The sequence below is a fragment of the Polynucleobacter sp. JS-Safj-400b-B2 genome (assembly GCF_018881975.1).
In the GTDB taxonomy this organism is placed as follows: domain Bacteria; phylum Pseudomonadota; class Gammaproteobacteria; order Burkholderiales; family Burkholderiaceae; genus Polynucleobacter.
This window is the reverse complement of the sequence record NZ_JACVPJ010000007.1, coordinates 64,401-89,191: the sequence shown is the minus strand read 5'-3', so window position 1 is coordinate 89,191 and position 24,791 is coordinate 64,401. Positions and strand designations below refer to the sequence as shown.

22 protein-coding genes are annotated in these 24,791 nt (G+C 45.1%); 15 read left to right on the top strand and 7 right to left on the bottom strand.

The genetic code is table 11. The annotated features are described in order from the left end of the window. Window positions 1-5: 5 nt before the first annotated feature. From nuoH to ICN48_RS09115, 9 genes are all read left to right on the top strand, one after another. Window positions 6-1,079 carry an NADH-quinone oxidoreductase subunit NuoH gene (gene nuoH / locus ICN48_RS09155; protein ID WP_216153389.1) on the top strand — a complete coding sequence of 358 codons (1,074 nt, stop codon included), beginning with the start codon at window positions 6-8 and terminating at the stop codon, window positions 1,077-1,079. An 11-nt stretch (window positions 1,080-1,090) separates the two neighbouring features. Next, window positions 1,091-1,582 carry an NADH-quinone oxidoreductase subunit NuoI gene (gene nuoI / locus ICN48_RS09150; protein ID WP_216153388.1) on the top strand — a complete coding sequence of 164 codons (492 nt, stop codon included), beginning with the start codon at window positions 1,091-1,093 and terminating at the stop codon, window positions 1,580-1,582. Between the two features lie 20 nt (window positions 1,583-1,602). Beyond that, complete coding sequence (locus tag ICN48_RS09145) at window positions 1,603-2,250, top strand: NADH-quinone oxidoreductase subunit J (protein WP_216153387.1); 648 nt, start codon at window positions 1,603-1,605, stop codon at window positions 2,248-2,250. After that, window positions 2,247-2,555, top strand: a complete 309-nt coding sequence (gene nuoK, locus ICN48_RS09140) for an NADH-quinone oxidoreductase subunit NuoK (RefSeq protein ID WP_215364463.1) — start codon at window positions 2,247-2,249, stop codon at window positions 2,553-2,555. Before ICN48_RS09145 ends, nuoK begins: the two co-directional genes overlap by 4 nt. A gap of 2 nt (window positions 2,556-2,557) precedes the next feature. After that, entirely contained in the window at window positions 2,558-4,591 is a 2,034-nt protein-coding gene (gene nuoL, locus ICN48_RS09135) for an NADH-quinone oxidoreductase subunit L (RefSeq protein WP_216153386.1), read from the top strand. Window positions 4,592-4,615: 24 nt separating this feature from the next. Then, window positions 4,616-6,082: an NADH-quinone oxidoreductase subunit M gene (locus ICN48_RS09130; RefSeq protein WP_216153385.1), complete on the top strand. Its 1,467-nt coding sequence runs from the start codon at window positions 4,616-4,618 to the stop codon at window positions 6,080-6,082. A gap of 10 nt (window positions 6,083-6,092) precedes the next feature. Further along, window positions 6,093-7,592 carry an NADH-quinone oxidoreductase subunit NuoN gene (gene nuoN / locus ICN48_RS09125; protein ID WP_216153384.1) on the top strand — a complete coding sequence of 500 codons (1,500 nt, stop codon included), beginning with the start codon at window positions 6,093-6,095 and terminating at the stop codon, window positions 7,590-7,592. A gap of 123 nt (window positions 7,593-7,715) precedes the next feature. Beyond that, entirely contained in the window at window positions 7,716-8,312 is a 597-nt protein-coding gene (locus tag ICN48_RS09120) for an NUDIX domain-containing protein (RefSeq protein ID WP_216153383.1), read from the top strand. 68 nt (window positions 8,313-8,380) lie between these two features. Then, window positions 8,381-8,866: a DUF1178 family protein gene (locus tag ICN48_RS09115; RefSeq protein WP_216153382.1), complete on the top strand. Its 486-nt coding sequence runs from the start codon at window positions 8,381-8,383 to the stop codon at window positions 8,864-8,866. Between the two features lie 69 nt (window positions 8,867-8,935). On the opposite strand, the gene ICN48_RS09110 is transcribed toward ICN48_RS09115, so the two are convergent. Then, window positions 8,936-10,456, bottom strand: coding sequence for a CoA-acylating methylmalonate-semialdehyde dehydrogenase (locus ICN48_RS09110; RefSeq protein ID WP_216153381.1), 1,521 nt, complete (start codon window positions 10,454-10,456; stop codon window positions 8,936-8,938). A 163-nt stretch (window positions 10,457-10,619) separates the two neighbouring features. On the opposite strand from ICN48_RS09110, the gene ICN48_RS09105 reads away from it, so the two are divergent. Together ICN48_RS09105 and ICN48_RS09100 are read left to right on the top strand one after the other, a co-directional pair. Then, window positions 10,620-11,741 (top strand): NADH:flavin oxidoreductase/NADH oxidase, encoded by a 1,122-nt coding sequence (locus ICN48_RS09105; protein ID WP_216153380.1) that lies wholly within the window; start codon window positions 10,620-10,622, stop codon window positions 11,739-11,741. 30 nt (window positions 11,742-11,771) lie between these two features. After that, window positions 11,772-12,746: a tripartite tricarboxylate transporter substrate binding protein gene (locus ICN48_RS09100; RefSeq protein ID WP_216153379.1), complete on the top strand. Its 975-nt coding sequence runs from the start codon at window positions 11,772-11,774 to the stop codon at window positions 12,744-12,746. 8 nt (window positions 12,747-12,754) lie between these two features. On the opposite strand, the gene ICN48_RS09095 is transcribed toward ICN48_RS09100, so the two are convergent. Next, a complete protein-coding gene (locus tag ICN48_RS09095; protein WP_216153378.1) occupies window positions 12,755-14,065 on the bottom strand; it encodes an amidase in 1,311 nt (436 codons plus the stop codon). 78 nt (window positions 14,066-14,143) lie between these two features. Between ICN48_RS09095 and ICN48_RS09090 the strand changes: the two genes are divergently transcribed. Beyond that, window positions 14,144-14,806, top strand: coding sequence for a SprT family zinc-dependent metalloprotease (locus ICN48_RS09090; RefSeq protein WP_216153377.1), 663 nt, complete (start codon window positions 14,144-14,146; stop codon window positions 14,804-14,806). A gap of 49 nt (window positions 14,807-14,855) precedes the next feature. After that, on the top strand, window positions 14,856-15,947 hold the full coding sequence (locus ICN48_RS09085; RefSeq protein ID WP_216863782.1) for a tartrate dehydrogenase: 1,092 nt from the start codon (window positions 14,856-14,858) through the stop codon (window positions 15,945-15,947). 16 nt (window positions 15,948-15,963) lie between these two features. On the opposite strand, the gene dnaQ is transcribed toward ICN48_RS09085, so the two are convergent. From dnaQ to ICN48_RS09060, 5 genes are all read right to left on the bottom strand, one after another. Next, window positions 15,964-16,674, bottom strand: a complete 711-nt coding sequence (gene dnaQ / locus ICN48_RS09080) for a DNA polymerase III subunit epsilon (RefSeq protein ID WP_216153376.1) — start codon at window positions 16,672-16,674, stop codon at window positions 15,964-15,966. Continuing rightward, the gene (locus tag ICN48_RS09075; protein WP_216153375.1) at window positions 16,674-19,772 is read right to left on the bottom strand and encodes an efflux RND transporter permease subunit; all 3,099 of its coding nucleotides are present in this window, start codon (window positions 19,770-19,772) and stop codon (window positions 16,674-16,676) included. Before ICN48_RS09075 ends, dnaQ begins: the two co-directional genes overlap by 1 nt. Beyond that, complete coding sequence (locus tag ICN48_RS09070) at window positions 19,769-21,088, bottom strand: efflux RND transporter periplasmic adaptor subunit (protein WP_216153374.1); 1,320 nt, start codon at window positions 21,086-21,088, stop codon at window positions 19,769-19,771. The genes ICN48_RS09075 and ICN48_RS09070 overlap by 4 nt, the downstream gene beginning before the upstream one ends. Window positions 21,089-21,199: 111 nt before the next feature. Continuing rightward, window positions 21,200-21,673, bottom strand: coding sequence for a ribonuclease HI (gene rnhA / locus ICN48_RS09065; RefSeq protein WP_216153373.1), 474 nt, complete (start codon window positions 21,671-21,673; stop codon window positions 21,200-21,202). 43 nt (window positions 21,674-21,716) lie between these two features. Then, complete coding sequence (locus ICN48_RS09060; protein ID WP_216153372.1) at window positions 21,717-22,535, bottom strand: class I SAM-dependent methyltransferase; 819 nt, start codon at window positions 22,533-22,535, stop codon at window positions 21,717-21,719. A gap of 6 nt (window positions 22,536-22,541) precedes the next feature. Between ICN48_RS09060 and gloB the strand changes: the two genes are divergently transcribed. Continuing rightward, complete coding sequence (gloB, locus tag ICN48_RS09055) at window positions 22,542-23,351, top strand: hydroxyacylglutathione hydrolase (RefSeq protein ID WP_216153371.1); 810 nt, start codon at window positions 22,542-22,544, stop codon at window positions 23,349-23,351. Then, complete coding sequence (locus tag ICN48_RS09050; RefSeq protein WP_216153370.1) at window positions 23,351-24,787, top strand: transglycosylase SLT domain-containing protein; 1,437 nt, start codon at window positions 23,351-23,353, stop codon at window positions 24,785-24,787. The genes gloB and ICN48_RS09050 overlap by 1 nt, the downstream gene beginning before the upstream one ends. Window positions 24,788-24,791 lie beyond the last annotated feature (4 nt).

The following is a 24,791-nucleotide window of genomic DNA, read 5'->3' as shown; positions in this document are numbered from 1 at the left end:
TAGAGATGGATAATTTCTTGAACCTCATTACCACCCAAGGTGAGGCTATTTTTGGCTCACTGTGGCCTTTAGTTTGGGCTTTAGTTCGCATCGTCATCATCGTATTGCCAATGTTTGCTTGCGTAGCTTACTTAACCCTTTGGGAAAGAAAACTGATTGGTTGGATGCATATTCGCCTTGGACCAAATCGCGTAGGTCCACTGGGTTTATTGCAGCCAATTGCTGACGCATTAAAGCTCTTGATGAAGGAGATTATTGCTCCTGCTCGAGCTAGCAAAGTGTTGTACTTTATTGCGCCAATCATGGTAATCATGCCCGCATTTGCTACATGGGCAGTAATTCCATTTCAGGCGAAGATGGTTTTGGCTGATGTGAATGCTGGACTTTTGTACATCATGGCAATTTCATCCATCGGTGTTTATGGCGTTATTTTGGCCGGTTGGTCATCCAACTCTAAATACCCATTCCTCGGTGCAATGCGTGCATCAGCGCAAATGATCTCTTACGAGATCGCCATGGGCTTTGCTTTGGTCACTGTTTTGCTAACATCTGGCTCCTTAAATTTGAGCACAATTGTTGCCTCTCAAGAACAGGGTTACTTTGCGAGCATAGGCCTTAATTTCCTCTCATGGAATTGGTTGCCTTTGTTACCAATGTTCTTGATTTACTTTATTTCTGGTGTAGCTGAAACAAACCGCCATCCATTTGACGTGGTTGAGGGTGAGTCTGAGATTGTTGCTGGCCATATGGTTGAGTATTCAGGAATGTCTTTTGCCATGTTCTTCTTGGCTGAATATGCCAACATGATTTTGATTGCAGCTGTTGCCTCCATCATGTTCTTAGGCGGCTGGTTACCCATTGTTGACTTACCAATTTTGCGCGATATTCCAGGCTTCTTCTGGTTGTTCGGTAAGACATTCTTCCTGCTATCTTGCGTTATTTGGTTGCGTGCAACATTGCCACGCTATCGCTATGACCAAATCATGCGTTTGGGTTGGAAGATTTTTATTCCCATCTCGGTATTCTGGGTGGTTGTTATCGGCGCATGGGTAGTATCTCCATGGAATATTTGGAAATAAGTTGATTAATCATGTTTAAGAAAATTTCCCAATTCCTCGATAGCTTGATGCTTAAAGATATTTTGACTGGTATGTCTATTACTGGACGCTATCTTTTCAAGCCAAAAATTACTATTCAATACCCAGAAGAGAAGACGCCCTTGTCAAACCGCTTCCGTGGTTTACATGCCCTTCGTCGTTACGAAAATGGTGAAGAGCGCTGTATCGGCTGTAAGTTATGTGAAGCCGTATGTCCTGCTTATGCGATCACTATTGAAACTGCTGAGCGCGATGATGGCACTCGTCGCACCAGTCGTTATGACATCGATCTCACAAAATGTATTTTCTGTGGTTTCTGTGAAGAGGCATGCCCAGTAGACGCCATTGTTGAAACCAATATTTTTGAATATTTTGGCGATAAGCGTGGTGACTTGTATTTCACCAAAGATATGCTTTTAGCTGTGGGCGATAAATACGAAAAAGATATTGCCGCTAACCGTGCAGCTGATGCACCTTACCGTTAATCGAATCGAGCTGAACTAATATGACATTCGATCCATCCACTTTATTTGCTGTTTTCTTTTATGGCTTTGCAGGCCTGTTAGTTATCTCTGCAGTCCGCGTGATCACAGCCCGTAACCCAGTTCATGCAGCGCTATTTCTGGTGTTGGCATTCTTTTGTGCATCTGGACTCTGGATGTTGCTCAAGGCTGAGTTCTTAAGCTTAGCCTTGATTCTGGTTTATGTAGGCGCTGTAATGGTGTTATTCCTATTTGTGGTGATGATGTTGGATTTAGACATAGAACATCTACGCAGAGATTTTAAAAAGTATCTACCAGTCGCTTTTTTAATGGGTGCGGTGATTGTTCTGGAATTATCGATTGTGATTATTCGTAGCTTCATAGGTACCAATGCACCGGTGCAGCCTATGCCTGAAGAAGTAATGGCAAACAATACTCAAGCCTTAGGCATGTTGATCTTTGTTGATTACGTATATGCGTTTGAAGTTGCTGGCGTGATTTTGTTGGTAGCAATTATTGCTGCTGTTGCTTTGACATTGCGAAACCGTAAAGATTCTAAAGCGCAAAATATCCATGAGCAGGTTAATGTGGTTTCTGCAGATCGTATGCGTATTGTGAAGATGGGTTCTGATATGGCAGCAAAACAAGATTCAAGGGGGGAGAAGAAATGAATATCACTCTCGCTCATTACTTAGTACTTGGTGCGATTTTGTTCGCAACCAGTGTGATTGGCATTTTCTTAAACCGCAAGAATATCATCGTATTGCTCATGGCTATTGAGTTGATGCTTCTCTCGGTCAACATGAACTTTGTTGCCTTCTCTCATTATTTGGGTGATATGGCAGGTCAAGTATTCGTATTCTTTATTTTGACTGTGGCAGCTGCTGAGGCGGCTATCGGCTTGGCAATTTTAGTAGTGCTCTTCCGTAAGGTTGACACTATTAATGCCGAAGATCTTGACCACCTAAAAGGCTAGTCATGCAATTGACCTTAAATATTCCCGTACTTTGCGCAATTCCATTGGCGCCTTTAGTTGGCTCAATCATTGCCGGTTTCTTTGGTACAAAGTTAGGCGGTAACCGCATTGGTCATGGCGCAAGTCAGTTTGTGACTATCTTGGGTGTAACGATCGCTTTTGTACTATCTTGCAATGTTTTAGTGCAGGTGATGGATGGCTTCTATTTCAATGGAACTGTTTATCGCTGGATGCAGTTGGGTGAACTCAATTTAGATATTGGTTTTCTGATTGACCCATTAACTGCAACGATGATGTGTGTAGTGACCTTTGTTTCACTGATGGTGCATATCTACACTATTGGCTATATGAAAGGTGAAGAAGGTTATAACCGTTTCTTCTCCTACATTTCATTATTTACATTTGCCATGCTGATGCTGGTGATGAGTAATAACCTCTTGCAACTCTTTTTTGGTTGGGAAGCGGTGGGTGTAGTTTCTTATTTATTGATTGGTTTCTATTTTGAGCGCCAGTCCGCTGTATTTGCCAATATGAAGGCATTCTTGGTGAATCGTGTTGGCGACTTTGGTTTCATCCTTGGTATTGGCATTTTGTTAGCCAGCACAGGCTCAATGCAGTACGACGTCATCTTTTCCCAGAACTCAGCATTAGCAGCCCAGACACTTCCGGGTACAAGTTGGAATTTGATGACTGTCGCTTGTATTTGCTTATTCATTGGAGCAATGGGTAAATCTGCTCAGTTCCCGTTGCATGTTTGGTTGCCTGATTCGATGGAAGGCCCAACACCAATTTCTGCATTGATTCACGCTGCAACGATGGTTACTGCGGGCATCTTCATGGTGTCTCGTATGTCACCGTTATTTGAGCTTTCAGATGCAGCATTGAGCTTTATCTTGGTGATTGGCTCAATCACGACACTCTTCATGGGTTTCCTCGGTATTGTGCAAAACGATATCAAGCGTGTCGTTGCCTATTCCACCTTGTCTCAGCTTGGCTATATGACAGTGGCATTAGGTGTTTCTGCGTACCCAGTCGCCATCTTTCATTTGATGACCCATGCGTTCTTTAAGGCGCTGTTGTTCCTTGCTGCAGGTAGTGTGATCCTTGGTATGCACCACGAACAAGACATGCGTAAGATGGGTGGCCTCTGGAAGTACATGCCGATCACTTGCCTCATGATGTTATTGGGTAATCTTGCGCTTGTAGGAACGCCATTCTTTTCAGGCTTCTATTCAAAAGATTCCATCATTGAAGCTGTTGCAGCTAGCCATATACCCGGCTCTGGATTTGCGTACTTTGCTGTTGTGGCTAGCGTATTCGTTACTGCTTTGTATTCGTTCCGTCTGTACTTTTATGTGTTCCATGGAAAAGCGCGCTGGGGTCATGATGATTTACATGCTCATGGCCATGATCACGCGCACCATGGTTTGGCACCAGGTCAAAAACCGCATGAATCTCCATTCGTTGTAACTCTGCCTTTGATTCTTTTGGCGATTCCATCTGTAATTATTGGTTTCTACACCATCTCTCCCTTGTTATTCGGAACTTACTTTGGCGACTCCATCTTTATTGATTTAGCTCGCCATCCTGTAATGAAGGAATTGGAAGATGAATTCCATGGTCCCATTGCTATGGCTATTCATGCCTTTACATCGCCAGTGTTGTTATTGGTAGTGCTGGGTGTATTGACTGCAGCGATTGGATATCTATGGGCACCAAAGTTGCCTGGTAAAGTTGCGCAGACATTCGCACCTATTAAGAAATTGTTTGATAACAAGTACTACCTTGATGAAATCAATCAAGCTGTATTTGCTAAGGGCCTTATTTGGATCGGCAGCTTCTTATGGCATCGCGGTGATCAAAAGATCATCGATGGTTTCTTTGTTAATGGCAGTGCCCATGCAGTAGGGCGCTTTGCTGGAGTTATCCGTCATTTGCAATCCGGTTATCTGTATCACTATGCCTTCGCAATGATTGCGGGCTTGGCGGTATTGCTTGCTTGGGTTTTGTACGCTTACCTGCCTTTTGTTCGCTAGGCCTTTGTTACTTAAGTAGCCACTATGATTCTTTCTTACGCCATTTGGACCCCGATTGTCTTTGGACTCATTATCTTATTTTATGGGTCTGAGAAGCCTTCTGCCGGTGTTCGCTGGTTAGCTTTGATTGGATCTGTATTGGGATTTATTGCAACCCTTCCATTGGTGATTCATTTTGATATTGCCAATCCAGGAATGCAGTTTGTTGAAAAAATCAGTTGGATTCCGCGCTACGACATTAACTACCACCTCGGTATTGACGGCATCTCGGTTTGGTTCATTGTGCTTACTGCATTTATCAACATCATTGTGGTGATAGCAGGCTGGGAAGTTATTCAAACTAAGGTTTCTCAATATTTTGCTTCCTTCATGATCCTTTCCGGATTAATGATTGGTGTATTTAGTGCACTTGATGCCTTATTGTTTTACGTCTTCTTTGAGGCGACCCTGATTCCGATGTACATCATCATTGGTGTGTGGGGTGGTCATAATCGTATTTATGCAGCATTTAAGTTCTTCTTGTATACATTGCTGGGATCTTTGTTAACCCTAGTTGCTATGCTGTATCTGTACAACGTAACGAATACTTTTGATATCTTGGCTTGGCAAAATGCGCGCTTAGATATCGTTGAACAGATTCTGTTGTTTGCTGCATTCTTCATGGCATTTGCTGTGAAGGTGCCAATGTGGCCATTACATACTTGGTTGCCAGATGTTCACGTTGAAGCGCCTACTGGCGGTTCAGTAGTATTGGCGGCAATTATGTTGAAGCTAGGTGCTTATGGATTCCTGCGTTTTTCATTACCAATTGCTCCAGATGCAAGCCAGTACTTAGGCCCGTTTGTTATCTTCTTGTCTTTGGTTGCTGTGATCTATGTAGGAGCAGTTGCTCTTGTTCAGAAAGACATGAAAAAACTGGTTGCCTATTCTTCAGTTGCTCACATGGGCTTTGTAACCTTAGGTTTCTTCCTCTTTAGTCCGCTGGGTATTGAGGGCGGTATTGTGCAGATGATTTCACACGGCTTTGTGGCCGGCGCCATGTTCCTTTCTATTGGCGTACTCTATGACCGCATGCATACCCGTCAGATTGCTGATTACGGTGGCGTAGTGCATCGCATGCCTGCATTTACTGCATTTGCCGTATTAATGGCTATGGCCAACTGTGGTTTACCTGCTACCTCTGGTTTTGTAGGTGAGTTTATGGTGATATTGGCTGCTGTGGATTATGACTTTGTCATTGGCATCCTTGCAGCAACTGCATTGATACTGGGTGCTGCATATTCCTTGTGGATGGTGAAGCGGGTATTTTTTGGCACTATCAATAACGCTCATGTTGAAGAATTAAAAGACCTGAACTATCGCGAATATTTCTTAATGGCGGTGCTTTCGATCTGCGTGATCGGTATGGGCGTTTTTCCAAAACCGTTTACTGACATCATTCATCCAGCTGTGATTAATCTGCTACAGCATGTTGCTGTTAGCAAACTCTGAGTAAGTACATATGCAAGCCTTCGATCTATTTGCCATCCTGCCAGAACTTGTTTTACTCGTAGCAACCTCCTTATTACTGGTTGTTAGTGTGTATGTTCCGGAGAAAGTGATATCTACCCCAGGTGTAGAGCAAGATATTTTCCATACTCCACGCGGAGTTGGCTTTGTGTATTTTTTCTCACTCATCTTGTTGGCATATCTTATTTTCATGTTTATCGGTCGCATGGGTGATCCTGCTCTGGTAGCAATGAATGGTTTATTTCAATCTGATCCATTTTCAAATTTACTGAAAGCTTGCTCTTGTATCGCCGTATTAGTCAGTTTGATTTATTCCAAACAGTACTTAATGGATCGTGCTTTATTCCGTCCGGACTTCATTGTTTTAGCTTTACTTGCCTTGCTAGGTCAGTTTGTATTGATCTCGGGTGCAAATTTGTTGACCTTGTACCTTGGCTTAGAACTGATGGCATTGCCAACTTATGCTTTGGTAGCGATGCGCCACGGCAGCGAGAAGAGTGTTGAGGCTGGTATTAAGTATTTCATCTTGGGCGCATTAGCTTCTGGCTTCTTGCTCTATGGCATGTCTATGTTGTACGGCGTTACCGGATCCTTGGATCTAATCGAGATCTTTAAGGTGGTTGCTGATCCACGCGTGAATCATTTGGTAATGGCCTTTGGTTTGGTATTCATTGTTGCTGGTCTAGCATTTAAGTTGGGTGTGGTGCCATTTCATATGTGGGTACCAGACGTTTATCAGGGTGCGCCTACAGCGGTAACCTTGATGATTGCTGCAGCGCCTAAGCTAGCCGCCTTTGCTTTGCTATTTCGTTTATTAGTAAATACCTTGTTACCGTTATTGGGTGATTGGCAGCCAATGTTGGTCTTGCTAGCAGTCTTATCTCTGGTTGTTGGTAACGTCACAGCGATTGCCCAAACGAATATCAAGCGCATGTTAGCGTATTCAGCCATTGCACAAATGGGCTTTGTACTCTTGGGCATGTTGTCGGTATTTGACGATCATGCGTTTAGTGCTGCCATGTTCTACGCGATCACTTATGTTTTGACAACGCTTGGCACCTTCGGTTTGTTGATGGCTTTGTCACGCAAAGGCTACGATTGCGAAACCTTGGATGGATTAAAGGGGCTCAATAAGAAGCATCCGTGGTTTGCCTTTATTGGTCTAGTCATGATGTTCTCTTTAGCAGGGATTCCGCCTACAGTTGGTTTTGCAGCTAAATTGGGCGTTCTAGAAGCCCTAGTGGATGCCGAGCATACCTTCTTGGCAGTCATCGCTGTAATGGCCTCTTTAGTGGGTGCCTTCTATTACTTGCGCGTAGTCAAGGTGATGTATTTTGATGAACCTGAGCACGAGATCACGGTCTCTGGTTCCGGCATTGCCAAAGGGCTCTTGAGCCTTAATAGCATTTTGGTTTTAGTTATCGGCATTGTTCCTGCTGGTCTAATGAGTCTTTGCTTAGATGCAATGCGCCGTACCTTACTGGGATCTTAAAAGAATCAACATCTTTCTAAAGGCTCCGTAAGGGGCCTTTATCATTTCAGATGCCATCAATATGACATTCAATTTAGTTAAGCTGGATTAATCAATAACAGACGGAATACTTACTAAGACGCTATGACTGAAAAATCATTTGAAGATCTGCCAACTGGTGATAAACATTTACGTGAAGAGCGCCTATCTGGCGAAGATATTTACGGCGGCATCTTCTTAAACATGAAACGAGATAAAGTCTCATTGCCTGATGGTGAAGAGGCAATACGCGAATATTTAACACACCCTGGTGCGGTAGCCATTCTTGCAATCTTGGATGATGGTCGGGTGCTGCTTGAGCGCCAGTATCGCTATCCAATTGCCAAGACCTGTATCGAAATTCCTGCTGGAAAACTGGATCCTAGCGAGGATCATCTAGTCTGTGCACGACGAGAGCTTGAGGAAGAAACTGGGTATACAGCCAAAAAATGGAGTTATATAAGACGTATCCATCCAGTAATCTCTTATTCAACTGAGTTCATAGATATCTATTTAGCGGAAGATTTAGTTCCTGGGAAGAGTCATCTTGACGAGGAAGAGTTTTTAGATGTGTTTGCTGCTTCCATAGACCAACTTCTGGCATGGGTAGAGGATGGCGAAATCACCGATGTCAAAACAACTATTTCAGCCTATTGGTTAGACCGCTATCGCCGGGGATTGGTTACTCCCAAGCCTATCTAATAGGCATTAGCCAAACCCGACTAAAATAGAGGTATTGAATTTGGCATTTTTACCTCTATATATGTTTTATGAAAGTTTATAACTTAGCATGCCCCCTAGACCATCGCTTTGAAGGCTGGTTTGCTTCAGAGCAGGATTGCCTTGCTCAGCAGGACAAAGGGATGATTGCTTGTCCAGTATGCGACAGCACGGAAATTACTCGCATGCCTTCAGCTCCACATATTGGTAAATCAAGCTCTACTGAGTTAACTTTACCTGAGGCCGAACCTCAAAGTCATAGTGGGGGTGTTGTTGCTCTAACTGGTAGCGACCATTCTCATCTCGAGGCTCAAGTACAGGCCGCCTTTTTGAAAGGTATGCGTGAGCTAATGGGGCGCTCTGAAGATGTTGGCAATTCGTTCGCTGATGAGGCTAGAAAAATTCACTACAAGGAATCTCCCGAGAGAAGTATTCGTGGCCAAACTACTTTGGATGAGGCTGAGGCCTTACGAGAAGAGGGTATTGATGTGCTCTCGATGCCAATGATTCCCGCTCTTAAAAATACGCTACAGTAATTTTTTACTTCATCCTGGCAAATAAAAAAGCGATCCGAAGATCGCTTTTTTGCTAATCACTTCCTGATATTACTTAGAGGTAGGCATTACAAACTCTGCGCCTTTAGCAATACTCTCAGGCCAGCGTTGCATCACACTCTTTTGCTTGGTGTAGAAACGTACGCCTTCTTTGCCATATGCATGCATATCGCCAAAGATCGACTTTTTCCAACCACCAAAGCCGTGCCATGCCATTGGAACCGGAATAGGTACGTTAATGCCAACCATGCCGACCTGAACGCGGCGGGCAAATTCACGGGCAATATTGCCATCGCTCGTAAAGCAGGCTACTCCATTACCAAACTCACAGGAATTAACCAAATTCAAGGCTTCAGTAAAGTTAGCCACGCGCAAGCAAGATAACACTGGTCCAAAGATTTCTTCTAAATAGATCTTCATGTCTGGTGTGACATTGTCAAACAATGTACCGCCGATAAAGAAGCCGCTCTCGTTGCCAGGAACCTTGAGTCCGCGGCCATCAACCAGAAGTTTTGCACCTGAGGCTACGCCAGCATCAATATAGCCAGTAATGCGCTCAAGAGCCGCTTTAGTAACGATTGGACCCATTTCAGCATCAAGTTCCATACCATTTTTAACTTTAAGAGTCTTGGTGCGCTCGATCAGCTTTGGCATGATCTTCTCTGCCACATCACCAACTAATACCGCTACAGAAATTGCCATACAACGCTCACCAGCAGAGCCGTAAGCAGCGCCAACCAAAGCATCAATTGCTTTATCAATATCAGCGTCAGGCATGATTACCATGTGATTCTTTGCACCGCCTAAGGCTTGGGAGCGCTTGCCAAAGTGAGAGCAGCGCTCATAGATGTAATTAGCGATTGGAGTGGAACCCACGAAACTAACTGCCTTGACATCTGGATTTTCAATTAAGGCATCAACTGCTTCTTTGTCGCCTTGAACAACGTTAAACACTCCGTCAGGCAGACCAGCTTCTTTAAGAAGCTTGGCCATAAATAAAGATGCGGAAGGATCGGTAGGGCTAGGTTTGAGAATGAAAGTGTTGCCGCAAGCAATCGCAACCGGGAACATCCACATTGGCACCATGACTGGGAAGTTAAATGGGGTGATACCAGCAACTACACCTAAAGGCTGACGCATAACCCAGTTATCGATACCCGTAGATACTTGCTCGGTGTAGTCGCCTTTGAGTAGCTCAGGAATGCCAGTCGCAAATTCCACGATCTCAATACCGCGTGTTACTTCACCTTGGGCATCTGTAAATACCTTGCCATGTTCTGCTGTAATAATGGCAGCCAACTCATCGCGATAAGCGTTTAGCAATTCAAGATACTTGAACATGATGCGTGCACGGCGCAATGGGGAGGTTTGACTCCATGACACAAATGCTGTTTGGGCATTGGCTACAACTTCATCAACCTCTTTGCGGCTGGCAAGCGCAACACGGCGCGCTACAGTTCCTTTGGTTGGGTTGTAAACATCGGCAAAGCGACCATCTTTAGGGGCAACTACATTGCCGCCAACAAAGTGGCCAATATCTTCTTTTGATTCAAAGGCTTGAGGTTCGTTCATAATCTCTTGTGGTGAGTATTTTTCAGGTTTTTGGTAAAAAAGCCGCTTAGCTAAATAGCCTGCACGACTTCGCTGTCTCGTTTATTCTGCTTTTTAAGTATTCTATCGCTTTACGGCAATTTTCGTATTTTTTGACCTATTTTTGGGCTTTTAAAGGCATTCCATGAGTCTTTTATTTTCAAGTTATACCCTCAATTCCCCACGTGGGCCCCTTGAGCTAGCAAATCGCATAGTTGTCGCTCCAATGTGCCAGTATTCCGCCAATAACGGCGAAGCCACTGACTGGCACCTCATGCATTGGGGAAACTTGCTTAATAGTGGCGCAGCACTCTTCATTATTGAGGCCACCGGGGTAAGCCCAGAGGCCCGAATTACGCCTGCTTGTCTAGGGCTTTGGGATGATCGCACTGAATCGGCTTTGAAAGACAAATTAAGTCGCGCGCGTGGATTGGCTCCTGTAGTCCCTGTTTTTATTCAGTTGGCTCATGCAGGTCGCAAGGCATCAAGTGCAACTCCCTGGGATGGCGGACAACTACTCTCAACAGATCAGGGTGGATGGGAAACACTAGCGCCCTCAGCAATCCCCCAGTTAGATGGAGAGCGCTTACCTCATGAATTAAGTAAGGCTGAATTAAAAAAGCTAATCGATGATTTTGTAGCATCAGCAAAACGTGCAGATCGTATTGGAATTGATGGGATTGAGCTCCATGGTGCTCATGGATACTTGTTGCATCAATTTTTATCCCCCATTGCCAATCAGCGCACAGATGAGTATGGCGGCTCATTTGAAAACCGCATTCGCTTTCCCTTAGAGCTCTTTGCTGCTGTTCGAGCGGCATACCAGGGTGTGCTTGGCATACGCATTTCAGCTAGTGACTGGATTGAGGGCGGTTGGACCCCAGAAGAAACGGCGAATTTTGCAAAACAACTTAAACCATTGGGTTGTGATTTCGTACACATTTCTTCTGGTGGCATTTCACCAAAACAAAAGATTGCGATTGGTCCAAACTACCAAGTGCCTTTTGCAAAGATTGTTAAAGATCAATCTGGTTTGCCAACCATGACTGTTGGACTTATTACCGAGCCACAGCAAGCCGAAGACATTTTGCTGGCGGGTGATGCGGATCTCATAGCTTTGGCTAGAGCATTCCTATACAAGCCTCGCTGGGGTTGGGAAGCTGCAGCAGCCCTTGGTGGCACAGTTACTGCAAATGAGCGTTATTGGCGTTGTTTACCTCGAGAAGCGCAAGCCGTATTTGGTGACGTAAAAGTAGGGCAGCGATAAGTACTCAAAAATCATAGGTTGGAGACAGTAATGAAAAAATATTCAGTGATACGCAGTGCGCTTGTAATTTTGGGGTTTGGGATTTCATGCCTAGTTATGGCCCAATCCTTTCCTGATCGTCCAATTACTTTGGTAGTACCCAATCCACCTGGTGGGCTGGTTGATACCTCGGCACGTCTTTTGAGTGAACCATTAACGCGTGTGATCGGTCAACCAGTGATTGTTGATAACAAGCCGGGTGCAAGCGGTAATACAGCCTATCAGTATGTCGCCAAAGCAAAACCCGATGGCTATACTTTATTGATTTCCTATTCTGGTTATCACGTTGGTAATCCCGCTTTATTCGATAAGCTTCCGTGGGATCCTATTAAAGACTTCTCTCCAATAGCCTTGCTGACTGTTTCAACCAATGTCATTGCAGTACACCCTTCAGTGCCAGTCAATAATCTGAAGGAATTCATTGCATATGCAAAAGCTAATCCAGGTAAATTAAATTACGCCTCACAGGGCAATGGTTCTGTGTCGCATATTGGTACGGAAATCTTCAAGCAAACTACGGGTGTGGATATGGTGCATGTTCCATACAAGGGATCTGGTCCAGCCATTCAGGATGTTTTGGCGGGACAAGTACAGGTATTTATTAGTACGCCACCCTCAGTAATGCAACACGTCCAAAGCGGAAAACTCAAGGGTCTTGCTGTGACCGGTAAAAATCGTCACCCTGGTATGCCAAACGTACCAACTACTGCTGAAGCTGGTCTACCATCATTTCAGCTGGAATCATGGGTAGCCCTCTATGCGCCTGCCGGAACTCCTGCACCAGTAGTTACCAAGCTCACTAATTCTGTAAAGCAAAGCTTGGCGCTGCCTGAAATTAAAGAGCGTGCTGATGCTGCTGGTGTTGAACTTCGTTACTTAGGACCAAACCAAACTGATGCGCTAGTTAAGAAAGAACTTCCTTTCTGGGCAAAAGCGATCAAAGCGGCAAACATTACTCTTGATTAAGAACTTGGCTAAGCCTGATCTCGCAGGGTGGGGTCAGGCAATGCCAATGTAAATGCCCGGGCAGCACTTAATAAGAAATGATCCTTGCCTGGACCAGCAATGAGTTGTACGCCTACTGGCAATCCATTGGGACCAGTGCCTACGTTGATATTGATGCAAGGCAAGCCTAGAAGAGTCCAGGCTCTTGAAAAAAGTGGATCTCCCGTGCCATCTTTGGTAAGGGGCGCTTCTCCATTTGCACTCGGAGCGATCAAGATATCAACTTCATTATTAAATAAGTCTTCCATAGCCGCCCTTGACTTATCGGCAAGGCTCAAATCTTTTGCATATTGCTCATAGCTAATTTCAGCGCCTTCACTAAGTTGCTTCAGAAGTTGTGGGCTGAGCTTTTTAGCGTAATGCACTCGTTCAAAAGTAAGGCTGCGTGACATTTCAGAGATCATGATGCGAGTTTGGGCTTGAGTGAGTCCATCACATGTCTTTGGTAGCTTCTGATCAATTACGGTGCCTTTAGCAACCCTCTCTGCGGCATGCCGGGCAACTGCAAGCGCTGTAGCAGTTTCCTTTTGTGCAAACGGCCAGCTAGACGTTTTGCAAATGGCGATACGGGGTTTGTTATGCAAGACTTCAATTTTTGCTAGTCGATGATCGCCACTCATAGCTGCCACACCGAGCCCAACATCTTCTACTGTTCTACCAAAGCAACCCATGGTGTCGAGTGTTACAGAGAGACTTTTAATTCCCGCAATACTCACTTTGCCATGACTAGGTTTAAAACCCACTACCCCACAAAAAGAAGCAGGGCGAATAATTGAGCCAGCAGTTTGACTGCCGGTTGCCAGTGGAACCATGAAATCGGCTACCGCAGACGCAGAGCCGCTAGAGGATCCGCCGGGAGTGTGCTTTGGGTTATGTGGATTCGTAGTTAAGCCACTCTTAAATGTTGCAAATTCTGTTGTAACGGTTTTGCCTAAAATAATGGCACCAGACTGTCGCAACAGGGCAACCGCCACAGCATCAGCTACTGGGTAATGGTTGGCGTAAATGGGTGAACCATAGGAGGTCGGCAAATCATAGGTGTCATAAAGATCTTTAACCCCAATTGGGAGACCATGCAATAGACCCTGAAAGGCACCTTTATCAAGCTGTTTGGCGCGAGACAAGGCATTTTCCTTACCCAGGCTTGCCCAGGCCTTAACAACACTCTCCTTTTGCCCTATGCGGTCTAGGCAGGATAGGAGTAAATCAGTTGCTTTAATTTCCCTCTTAGAGAGGGCTTTGATGGCTTGGGTGGCGCTAAGGCTTTCGAGATCTTTCATTTTTCCATTCTACTTATGGTGGCGTATGATCGCAATTTAAGCCTTTTTGTTCCAGAATGACGATAGAAGATAAGTTAGATGAAGCAACATACAGTACGTGAAGCCTGGCTAGAAGATGCTGTAAGGCATCTAGAGCTGGTCTTTTCAAAAGCAGGTTATGCCATCCCTCCCGTCAGGGTCTCATGCGGATTTCCGGCCTCCAGTAGTCCTAGAACCACTCTAGGGCAATGTTGGCCGCGAGAACGCTCAGGCGGGGGTGTAAATGAGATATTTATCTCTCCTAAATTGGATGAGCCCGTACAACTCTTGGACACCTTGGTTCATGAGCTTTGCCATGCCGTTGACGACTGTTTTAGCGGTCACGGCGAAGATTTCAAGGGAATCGCTCAAACGGTGGGTCTGGAAGGTCCTGCCAGAATGGCCCATGCTACTGAAGAGCTCACAGTGAAGCTGATGATGATTAGCCAGGAACTAGGCCCATATCCACATCAAGCGATTGTTTTCCCGCCCCCAAGGCCTAGCAATGCTAGTCGAAGTAAGGCTAAATGTGGGCAATGTGGCTACGAGGTAACTTTGCTCAAGAAGTGGGCTAGTTATGGAGCACCAATCTGCCCCAAGGACAATATCCGGATGCTAGAAGCTGTTCCAGAGACAATCGAAAATACCACTGATTACGATGGTGAATCAGTTGAAAAAGGTAGCAAGAAGGCACCTGACGAAATCCGTCGTGCAATCAGCTAGAAATTTGTAAAATTAATATTCAACAAAAATATAAAGAGACGCATAAATTATGAACGCAAAGAAAATTTTCAAGAACCCAAAGATTGCTGTTATCCCAGGTGATGGTATTGGCAAAGAAGTGATGCCAGAGGGCGTTCGCGCGCTAGAGGCGGCCAATCGTAAATTTAATCTCGGTATGCAGTTTGACCATTTTGACTTTGCAAGCTGTGATTACTATCTCAAGCATGGAAAGATGATGCCGGATGATTGGTTCGATATCCTCATGAAGTACGACGCAATCTTTTTTGGTGCAGTCGGTATGCCGGACATTCTGCCTGACCATGTGTCACTTTGGGGAAGCTTAATTCAATTCCGCCGCGGCTTTGATCAGTATGTCAATTTGCGTCCAGTACGTTTACTTCCTGGAGTGCCTTGTCCATTAGCGAATCGCAAGCCCGGTGATATTGATTTCTTCGTGGTACGCGAGAACACTGAAGGTGAATACTCCAGCGTTGGTGGCAAGATGTTCCCAGATACCGATCGTGAAATCGTGATTCAAGAATCTGTTTTTACAAGACAGGGCGTTGATCGAATCTTGCAATATGCATTTGACTTAGCGCAAAGTCGCCCTAAGAAGCATTTAACCTCTGCAACAAAGTCAAACGGTATTGCTATTACCATGCCTTACTGGGATGAGCGTGTTGAGGCGATGTCCAAGAAATTTACTGACGTTAGGGCTGACAAATACCATATCGATATTTTGGCGGCTCATTTCGTTATGAATCCTGATCGTTTTGACGTAGTAGTAGCAAGTAATTTGTTCGGAGATATTTTGTCTGATTTGGGTCCTGCTTGTACAGGTACGATTGCTGTAGCGCCATCAGGCAGCATTAATCCCGAGGGCAAATTCCCATCATTGTTCGAGCCAGTGCATGGCTCAGCGCCAGACATTTTCGGCAAAATGATCGCTAATCCGATTGGTCAAATTTGGAGTGGGGCGATGATGCTAGACCACCTTGGTTATCCAGAGGCTGGCAAAGCAATATTTACTGCAATAGAAAAAGTATTGGCATCTGGCCCTGGAAATGCCCCATTAACACCAGATCTAGGTGGCACTGCAAAGACGGATGATCTAGGGAAGGCGATTGCTGCAGCGATCTAATGAACCGCTAATCCTTTTACCCAGCAACACTTAAAGGACTCCATACGGGGTCCTTTTTACTTGCCTTTGCGATTTCAGCCAATATTTTTTCGTGGCATTGCAAGTCATCATCCGAAGCGGTCAACACCTTGAGGCTGGTTGGTAGTGCTTTAGTATGGCCAGCAGAGTCTGTGCCAACCGTATAGTCAATGAGGTCAATGGATAAATCTTCTTGACCTCTGGTCATTGACACATAGACTTCAGCCAATAGCTGGGCATCTAATAAAGCGCCGTGCAAAGTGCGGTGTTTATTGCTGATAGAAAAACGTTCGCAGAGCGCATCCAACGAATTTCTTTTGCCCGGAAACATTTGGCGCGCATCTAGTAAGGTATCGGTAACCTTTGCTGCGAGGTTGCGGAACGGCGGACGTTTAAGCAAAGCAAATTCATTGTCCAAAAATCCCAAGTCGAATGCTGCGTTATGAATAACAATTTCAGCGCCATCCACAAACTCAATCAACTGTTCAACGATATTGGCAAAAACCGGTTTATCAGATAAAAACTCTCTAGATAATCCGTGAACTGCATAAGCGCCCGCATCTATATCGCGCTCTGGATTAATGTAGTAATGAAAGGTTCTATCGGTTAAGCGACGACCAACCATTTCAACGCAACCAATTTCAATAATGCGGTCGCCCGTGGCTGGATTTAGACCAGTGGTTTCAGTATCGAGAATGACTTGACGCATTAGGTTCCCTCTAAAACGGAAGGTGGAATTTCCATTGGGCCATTACCAGCGTATTTGTCCAAATAAAGATAAATAACCGGTGTAATGATCAACGTAACGAATTGGGAAAAAATCAGGCCGCCTGCCACGCTAATACCGAGCGGTTGACGTAACTCAGCTCCAGCACCCAAGCCGAACGCAATCGGAATGGCGCCCATCAGGGCCGCAAAAGTCGTCATCATGATTGGTCTAAAGCGCAAGATACAAGCCTCACGAACCGCTTTTTCTGGAGTCATGCCTTGATTGCGTTGTGCATCTAAAGCAAAGTCGATCATTAGAATCGCATTCTTCTTCACAATACCAATGAGCAGCAAAATGCCAATGGATGCAACGATGGTTAATTCAAATCCAAATATGCGTAATGCGAGGATTGCGCCAATAGCAGCAGATGGTAATCCGGCCAAAATAGTCAGTGGATGAATGTAACTCTCATATAAAACGCCTAGCAAGATATAGATCACACCAAGCGCCGAGAAGATGAGGATCAACTGACCAGATTGATTGCTTTTAAATACAGCAGCGTCACCGCCATAACTGGTAATGATTGAAGGCGGAAGATCAATAGCCTTAGTAAAGGATTCAATCTGTTTTGTAGCATCACCCAAGAAAACATCCGGCGCTAAGTTAAATGACAGGGTAACTGCAGGAATTTGCCCTTGATGATTAACTGCTGTCGGGCCAATGGTCCGTGTATAGGTGGCTAAGCTAGACAGTGGAATCAGTTTGTCGGTAGCGCGACCGCGTACAAAGATTTTATTAAGATCAGTTTCGTATTGCCGATCCTCAACGGCGGCTTCAAGAATGACGTAGTACGTATTGACGGGGGTGTAAATAGTGGAGACCTGTTTTTCTCCGTAGGCGTTATAGAGGGCAGAGCGAATATCTGCAATGCTGACACCAGCGCTAGCAGCCTTTTCTCGATCAATATCGATCTTCACGTTAAGACCCTTCATTTGGGAGTCGCTAGTAACATCTCTAAACATGGGGTCGGCGCGCATTTTCTGCATGAGCTTATCGGCCCACTCATTTACACCTTCAAAGCCAACGCTTTGCAATGTAAATTGATAGCGACTCTTACTGCTCTTGCCGCCGAGCTGCAAGTTTTGGACAGGGCGCATATACACCTGAAGCCCTGGAATTTGCTTGAACTTATTGCGCAATCCTTCCATGACCTTAGCCATCTTTTCACGATCACCTTTAGGCTTCAGAATGATAAAAATTCGACCGGTGTTGTAGCCCGAACTTGCGCCACCACCAATAACAGAGATGGAGTTAGCCACATTGGGATCGGTATTTACCAGCTCAGCCGCTTGATCCTGCAAGGCTAACATTGCTCTAAACGAAATATCCTCAGAGGCTTCAGTAGTCGCTTGAATCTGCCCAATATCTTCCTCAGGAAAGAATCCTTTTGGGCTATTTATAAACAGCACAATGGTAATCACGAATGTAGAGACTGCACCCCATAAAACAATCTTGCGGTTTTTTAATGCAAGATCAAGATAGTGGATATACGTCTTGAGCATCCAATCAAAGAAACGGTCAAACTTTTTATTGATGGCATATTCTTTGGCATGTTGCCCTGGCTTAGGTAAGAAGCGGCTGCAGAGCATCGGCACAACAGTTAGCGAAACTACTGCAGAAACTAGAATGGAGAGGGAAACAACTACCGCAAACTCTCTAAATAGCAATCCAATTGGACCGGGCATAAAGAAGAGTGGGATAAATACGGCTACTAAAGAGATGGAGATAGAGATGATGGTGAAGCCAACCTCTTTACTGCCTTTGAGGGATGCCTTGAGTGGATCCATGCCTTGTTCGATATAGCGCATGATATTTTCAAGAACCACAATCGCATCGTCGACCACAAGCCCCACCGCCAATGTAATCCCTAGGAGGGAAATGTTATCTAGGCTATATCCCATGAAATACAGCAGGAAGAATGCGCCAATCAGCGAGATAGGAAGGCTAATTGAGGGAATAATAGTTGCTGAGACATGCTTTAGGAATAAAAAGATAACCAAGATCACTAGCAAAACCGTTAATGCCAGCGTGAGATTAACGTCATGAATCGCTTCGATAATTGAGAGGGAGCGGTCATTGAGTAGTTGTAGACGAATAGATTCAGGCATTTGCTTTTGCAACTGAGGCAATAGCTCTTTTACCGACTTAACCACGTCAACCGTATTTGCTCCAGGTTGCCTTAGTACTGCAACTGCAATTGAGCGCTCACCATTGGAGCTTGCAAGGGTTTTGACATCCTCATAGCTCTCAATAACATCTGCCACATCTTTTAAATAGATTGGCAAACCATTTTTTTGGCTTACGATTAAATTAGCAAACTCTTCAGGCCTCACTAATTGAGGATTTGCATAAATAGTGATTGCTTGACGAGGGCCGTCTAATACACCTACAGGGCTATTAGAGTTTGCTTTATTGACCGCCAGTGCAATGTCATCAATAGTTAAGTTGCGATTGGCGAGTGCATCTGGATGAACGCGCACACGCACGGCATAGCGCTTAGCTCCGTAGACGAGCACTTGGGCAACGCCGCTAATGGTTGATAAGTTTGGTGAGACGAGATTTTCAGCGTACTGGTTGATATCGGAGAGGCTGATAGAAGGCGAGCTCATGCGCACTACCAATACCGGTGTATCTGCCGGATTGATTTTGCGATACGAAGGCGGTACTGTCATTTCGATTGGCAGTCGCTTTTGCGCACGCAACAAGGCCGCCTGAACGTCTACTGCAGCTTTATCAATATCTCTATCATTATTAAATTCCAGCGTAATACTGGTGCTGCCCAGAGAGTTGGTTGAGCTAATGACATTAATGCCGTCAATGGTGGAGAACTCTTTCTCAAGTGGTAATGCAACAGCAGATGCCATATTTTCTGGCGACGCTCCCGGCAGGGAAGCGCTGACAGAAATCACCGGTGTATTAAAGCTTGGTAAAGCGGCTACCGGAATTTTGACGTAGGCAACAGCACCTGCTATGACGGTTGCTACTGAGAGCAGTACCGTCATTACCGGACGCCGAATACATAACTCGGAAAGTGTCATTTCTTCTCTGGGGCTGGTGGAGTTGTAGAGGCAGCCGGGCTTGGGGTAGCTGTTGGCGCTGTGTTCTTAGCCTCTCGCACCTTACTTCCTGGTCGTAGGTTTTGCTTTCCTTCAACAACCACTCGGTCACCTGGTTCAATGCCAGTAACCACGGTTGATCCTAGGTATTCATAAACTACTTTGATAGGTTTAGAAACGGCTTTACCCTCTTTGTCTACAACATAGACCATTTTGCCGCGAGCATTAATGATGACTGCTTGCGAAGGAATTGCCAGGGCATCCTTTAGTGTATTAGCCACCAGAGAGACGCGAGCAAACTGGCCCGGCAATAAAGTCTTGTCATTATTAGGAATTTGCGCTTTAACGCGGACAGCAGCGATTGAAGGGTCTACTTGGTTATCAATCACCAATACTTTGCCTTCATATGTTTTTTTACCGCTATCACCAACCACCACTTTGACTGTCATTGCTTCGCCATCAAGCTGGTTTTCTAGCATGATCGGGATATCTTTTTCAGGAATTACAAACTGAACGTTGATTGGATTTAATTGGGTAATAGTCACCATCGAGCCAACACTTGAGGTTGCAGTAGAGCTGGTTGTCGTAGAAACAATATTGCTAGCCTGAACCAGGGAACCTGGGAACACATTAACAATACCGGCGCGACCATCAATAGGGGACTTAATGTAATCAAAAGAGAGCTGCACCTCTGCGGAGCGTGCTGCAGCTTGAGCAGACTTGGCATTAGCAAGACTTGTTTCTAAACCAGCCTTAGAAATAAAGTTTTTTGCTACGAGCTCCTTGGCCCGTAAATATTGCTTTTGAGCATCATCGGCTAGGGCCTTGAGCTTCTCGTAGTTCGCCTTATCGTTACGATCATCTAGGGTGAAGAGTAGGTCACCGGCTTTAACTTCTTGGCCGTCCTTAACTTCAATCTTGGCTACTGTGTTGGTAACCATGGGCCTGATATCAACAATGCTATTGGAAACGATCGTACCCGTTGCTTCAATGATGAGGGGTACATCTTTCTTTTCAACTACAACAGAAGTAATTGTTACAGGGCCACCGGCTTTTTCGGAGGTGGGAAAAAAGTAGTCATACGCTTTAGAGCCTGCATAAAGAATGATCAGGACCAACAAAATGCGCCATTTAAATCTCACCGCAAAGGATTTAACGGTGGCGTAATCCAATTTCTTGAGTTGGTCAATTTGAGGGGAATATTTTTGCCAAAGTGCGCATAAGCGGGCTTTGCCTATATTTTTAAATTGCACGAGTTTGGCAACGGCCTTATCGAGTGAGGATTCTATTTTTGACACAGTCTCGTTTTTCTAGATTTTATGTGGGTTGTAAGCTGTTTTCAGTGCCTTTAAGGCAGATCCATTCTCTCATAAGATGGCCTAAAAGGTGTCTTCAGCAGGGGTCTAGCTTTAGGGCAAGAATTCCTCTACACCCTTGTTAGCAAGCTGATCGGCCAGCTCATTGCCAGGGTGTCCGTTATGACCTCTAACCCAATGCCAGGAGATTTCATGGTCTGGGAGCAGGGCATCTAGCTCTTGCCAAAGATCGGCATTTTTAACCGGATCTTTGCTGGCCGTTTTCCAGCCCCTTTTTTTCCAGCCCTCAAGCCATTCGGTTACGCCTTTTTGAACATATTGGGAGTCAGTCCAGAGCTCTACGTTACTGCGCTGTTTAAGGGCTTTTAAGGCATAAATAACTGCGCAAATCTCCATGCGGTTGTTGGTAGTGAGCTTTTCACCCCCATGAATATGTTTTTCATGGCCGCCGGATCTCAAAACTGCCCCCCAGCCTCCAGGTCCAGGATTGCCTTTACAGGCCCCATCGGTGTAAATCACGATGTGGGGGTGGTGGGGTTGGTGACTATGGGCTTTTGAATGCGACATGGCAATAATTTACTTGGTTACTCAGTGAAGCTACTCAGTGCAACTATTTAGTGCGGCTACTTTTGAGGTGTTTTTGAATATTACTTCGCTCAGCGGCAGGCGTTAATTGCTGAATAGCTGGGATTCTCACTAATGAAGCGGGACCAATGAGGCGCATGCCTTTTTGCCTTTTTATAGCCGAAACTAAAAAAACTGCACCAAATATAGGCCACCAACGATTTCCCATCTTTTCGAGAAAGTTCATTCTCCCCATGACAGATTCCCCTTGTAATGGAAATTTATAACAACCAAAGTGGCCGCGGTCTAAAGAAAAGTTGAGTAACTCCAGCCAGTCTTTAATGCGAATAAGGCTAATGAATTGACCATCCCTGGGAAGGTAGGGGTTGCCTATCAATCTACTGAGGTATTGTCTTGCGCCCCATAGACTTGCAGGATTAAAACCAGAAATGATTAAGCGACCCTCAGGTCTAAGCACTCGATCTACTTCACGCAATATTTGATGTGGGTCAGCAGCAAACTCTAAAACGTGGGGCAAGACAATTAAATCTAGGCTTTCATTAGCAAACGGAAGCTCAGTGGGGTTGCCTTCAATCAGGTGCCAGTTGTAACGAGCGGCGTTAGTAAGGCTATCGTTTGAGTGAATCAGAATTGCGTGCAAAGGCATCCGATTTTCAACTAAGGTGTTTATTTGAGGCAGGCCAATTTGGACGGCATGAAAACCAAAGACGTCAGCCACAATTTGATCAAAACAGCGTTGTTCCCAGTCCAGAACATAGCGTCCAGGAGGCGATTGAAGCCATTTTTCCCATGAGCTCCAGGGAGGTGCAGGCATCTGAGAGGGGATGGGTGGGGTTGGTATCATTGGTGTATGGATAAGAATACTTTATTGCGGGTCTGGCCAATACCGGCTTTTGATGATAACTATATTTGGTGCATTCGCGATGGCATTTCTGCTTTAGTAGTTGATCCGGGCGATTCTGCGCCAGTCCTTGAATATTTAAAGTCAAGCAAATTGACCCTTAAAGGAATTTTAATTACCCATCACCACGCCGATCACACTGGTGGCATTCTCAATCTGTTGCAAAACTTGGGGGCTGATATCCCCGTGTGGGGTCCAGTAGGGGACAACATCCCCGGTAGAACTGTTGTTGTTATGCAGGATGACAAGGTAGAAATTTCTGAGCCTCGTATAAGCTTTAAAGTCTTTGAAGTTCCTGGGCACACCTTAAGTCACATTTCCTATTTTGCAAATATGCAGGCTAACGTTGTTGAGCCTATGCTTTTTTGTGGCGACACTCTTTTTGCATCGGGCTGCGGCAGATTATTTGAGGGAACGCCAACTCAAATGTCAGAGTCACTCGGAAAGTTTGCAGCATTACCAAAAAATACCTTGGTTTACTGCACTCATGAATACACCCTGTCGAATATTCGTTTTGCCCTTGCAGTAGAGCCAAATAATCTCAATCTGATTTCATGGTCTGAGCAAGCAAAATCACTTCGTGAGCAAGGTTTACCAACCCTCCCAACAACCATTGGTCAGGAGCTTCAAGTCAACCCCTTTATGCGTTGCGATCAACCAGAAGTTATTGCAATGGCTAAAGAGGTTTCAGGTCAAACTGCTTTGCCGAGCCCTGCGCATGTACTAGCCGTTATCCGCGCTTGGAAAGATCGTTTCTGATGCGAATGATGTATGCAGCAATATTCATTGCTGCTTTGTTAAGCGGATGTGCGAGCACTGGAGAGTGGTCTTCGGACACTCCAACAAAAGCCAATACAAAGGCTTCCAGGGCTACAAGGGTTAATCTCAAAAATCAATCTGTGAGCAAGGTCTATGCGCCTTCTGATAACTTGTGGATCCGTATACGTGATGGTTTTCAAATGGAACCACTGAATACTCCGCTTGAAATAGAGCAGGTGCGTTGGTTAGCTGCTAGGCCTGATTATGTTAATCGCTCCATGACACGTTCCTCGCGATATTTGTTTTACATCGTTCAGGAAGTCAACGCTCGTAATATGCCCACAGAAATTGCGCTCCTGCCATTTGTTGAGAGCGCTTTCGTAACAAATGCTAAATCCAGTGCTAAAGCAGTTGGACTATGGCAATTTATGCCTGCCACAGGCAAAGATTTTCGCTTAACGCAAAACGTTTTTAGGGATGAGCGTCGAGATGTTGTGCAGTCGACTGATGCAGCATTAGATTACTTGCAGCGCCTTAATAACCAATTTGGCAGCTGGGAGCTTGCACTCGCTGCCTATAACTGGGGCGCTGGAAATATTTCGAAAGCTCAAAAGCGTAATATTGCCGCAGGCTTGCCAGCCGATTATGAGAGCTTGACCTTGCCGCGTGAGACCCGTAATTACGTTCCGAAGTTGATGGCTTATCGACAAATCGTTTTAGATCCTCAGGCTTACGGAATTGTTTTACCTGATCTTGAAAATCACCCATACTTTGTGGCTGTGGATGTGGGTAGTGACATTGATGTGGCATTAGTAATTAAGTTAGCAGAAATACCTACAGATGAATTTCATAGCCTGAATCCATCTTTTAATAAACCCGTCATTTTGAGCAACGCTAATCAGCAAATTCTGTTGCCGTTCGCCCATGCAGAGATCTTTCAAGACAATCTAAAGCAATACACCAAGCCACTATCTTCGTGGACGGCGGTGCAAATTGCCAAAACAGAAAGTGTTGACCAGGCGGCGAAAACTTTGGGCGTGGATGTGGATACTTTAAGGGAAATTAATGGCATACCTAGAGGGATGCGCATACGTGCCGGCTCTACTGTATTAATTCCGAAAACAAGTCGACGACTAGGCGATGTGTCTTCTGCCATGGCTGACAACGCTAGTCTTAGCTTGGAAAAACCAGTTCCACCTCCAGCTAAATGTCCAAAGCCTGTTAAGGGGGCTAAAGGCGCTAAACCTGCTAAGTGTCCTCCAGCGAGTGCCTCAAAAACTGCTGAAAAAGGCGGATCTAAGGGTAATTCTTCCGATAAAAATGCTGCATCTCAGCATAAATCCGCATCGACAGGACTTGCAAAATCTGCGAAAAATGGTAGTTCAGCCTCCCCTGGAAGCAATAACGGCAGTAAGGGGGCAAGCAAAAGCCAGTAATTTA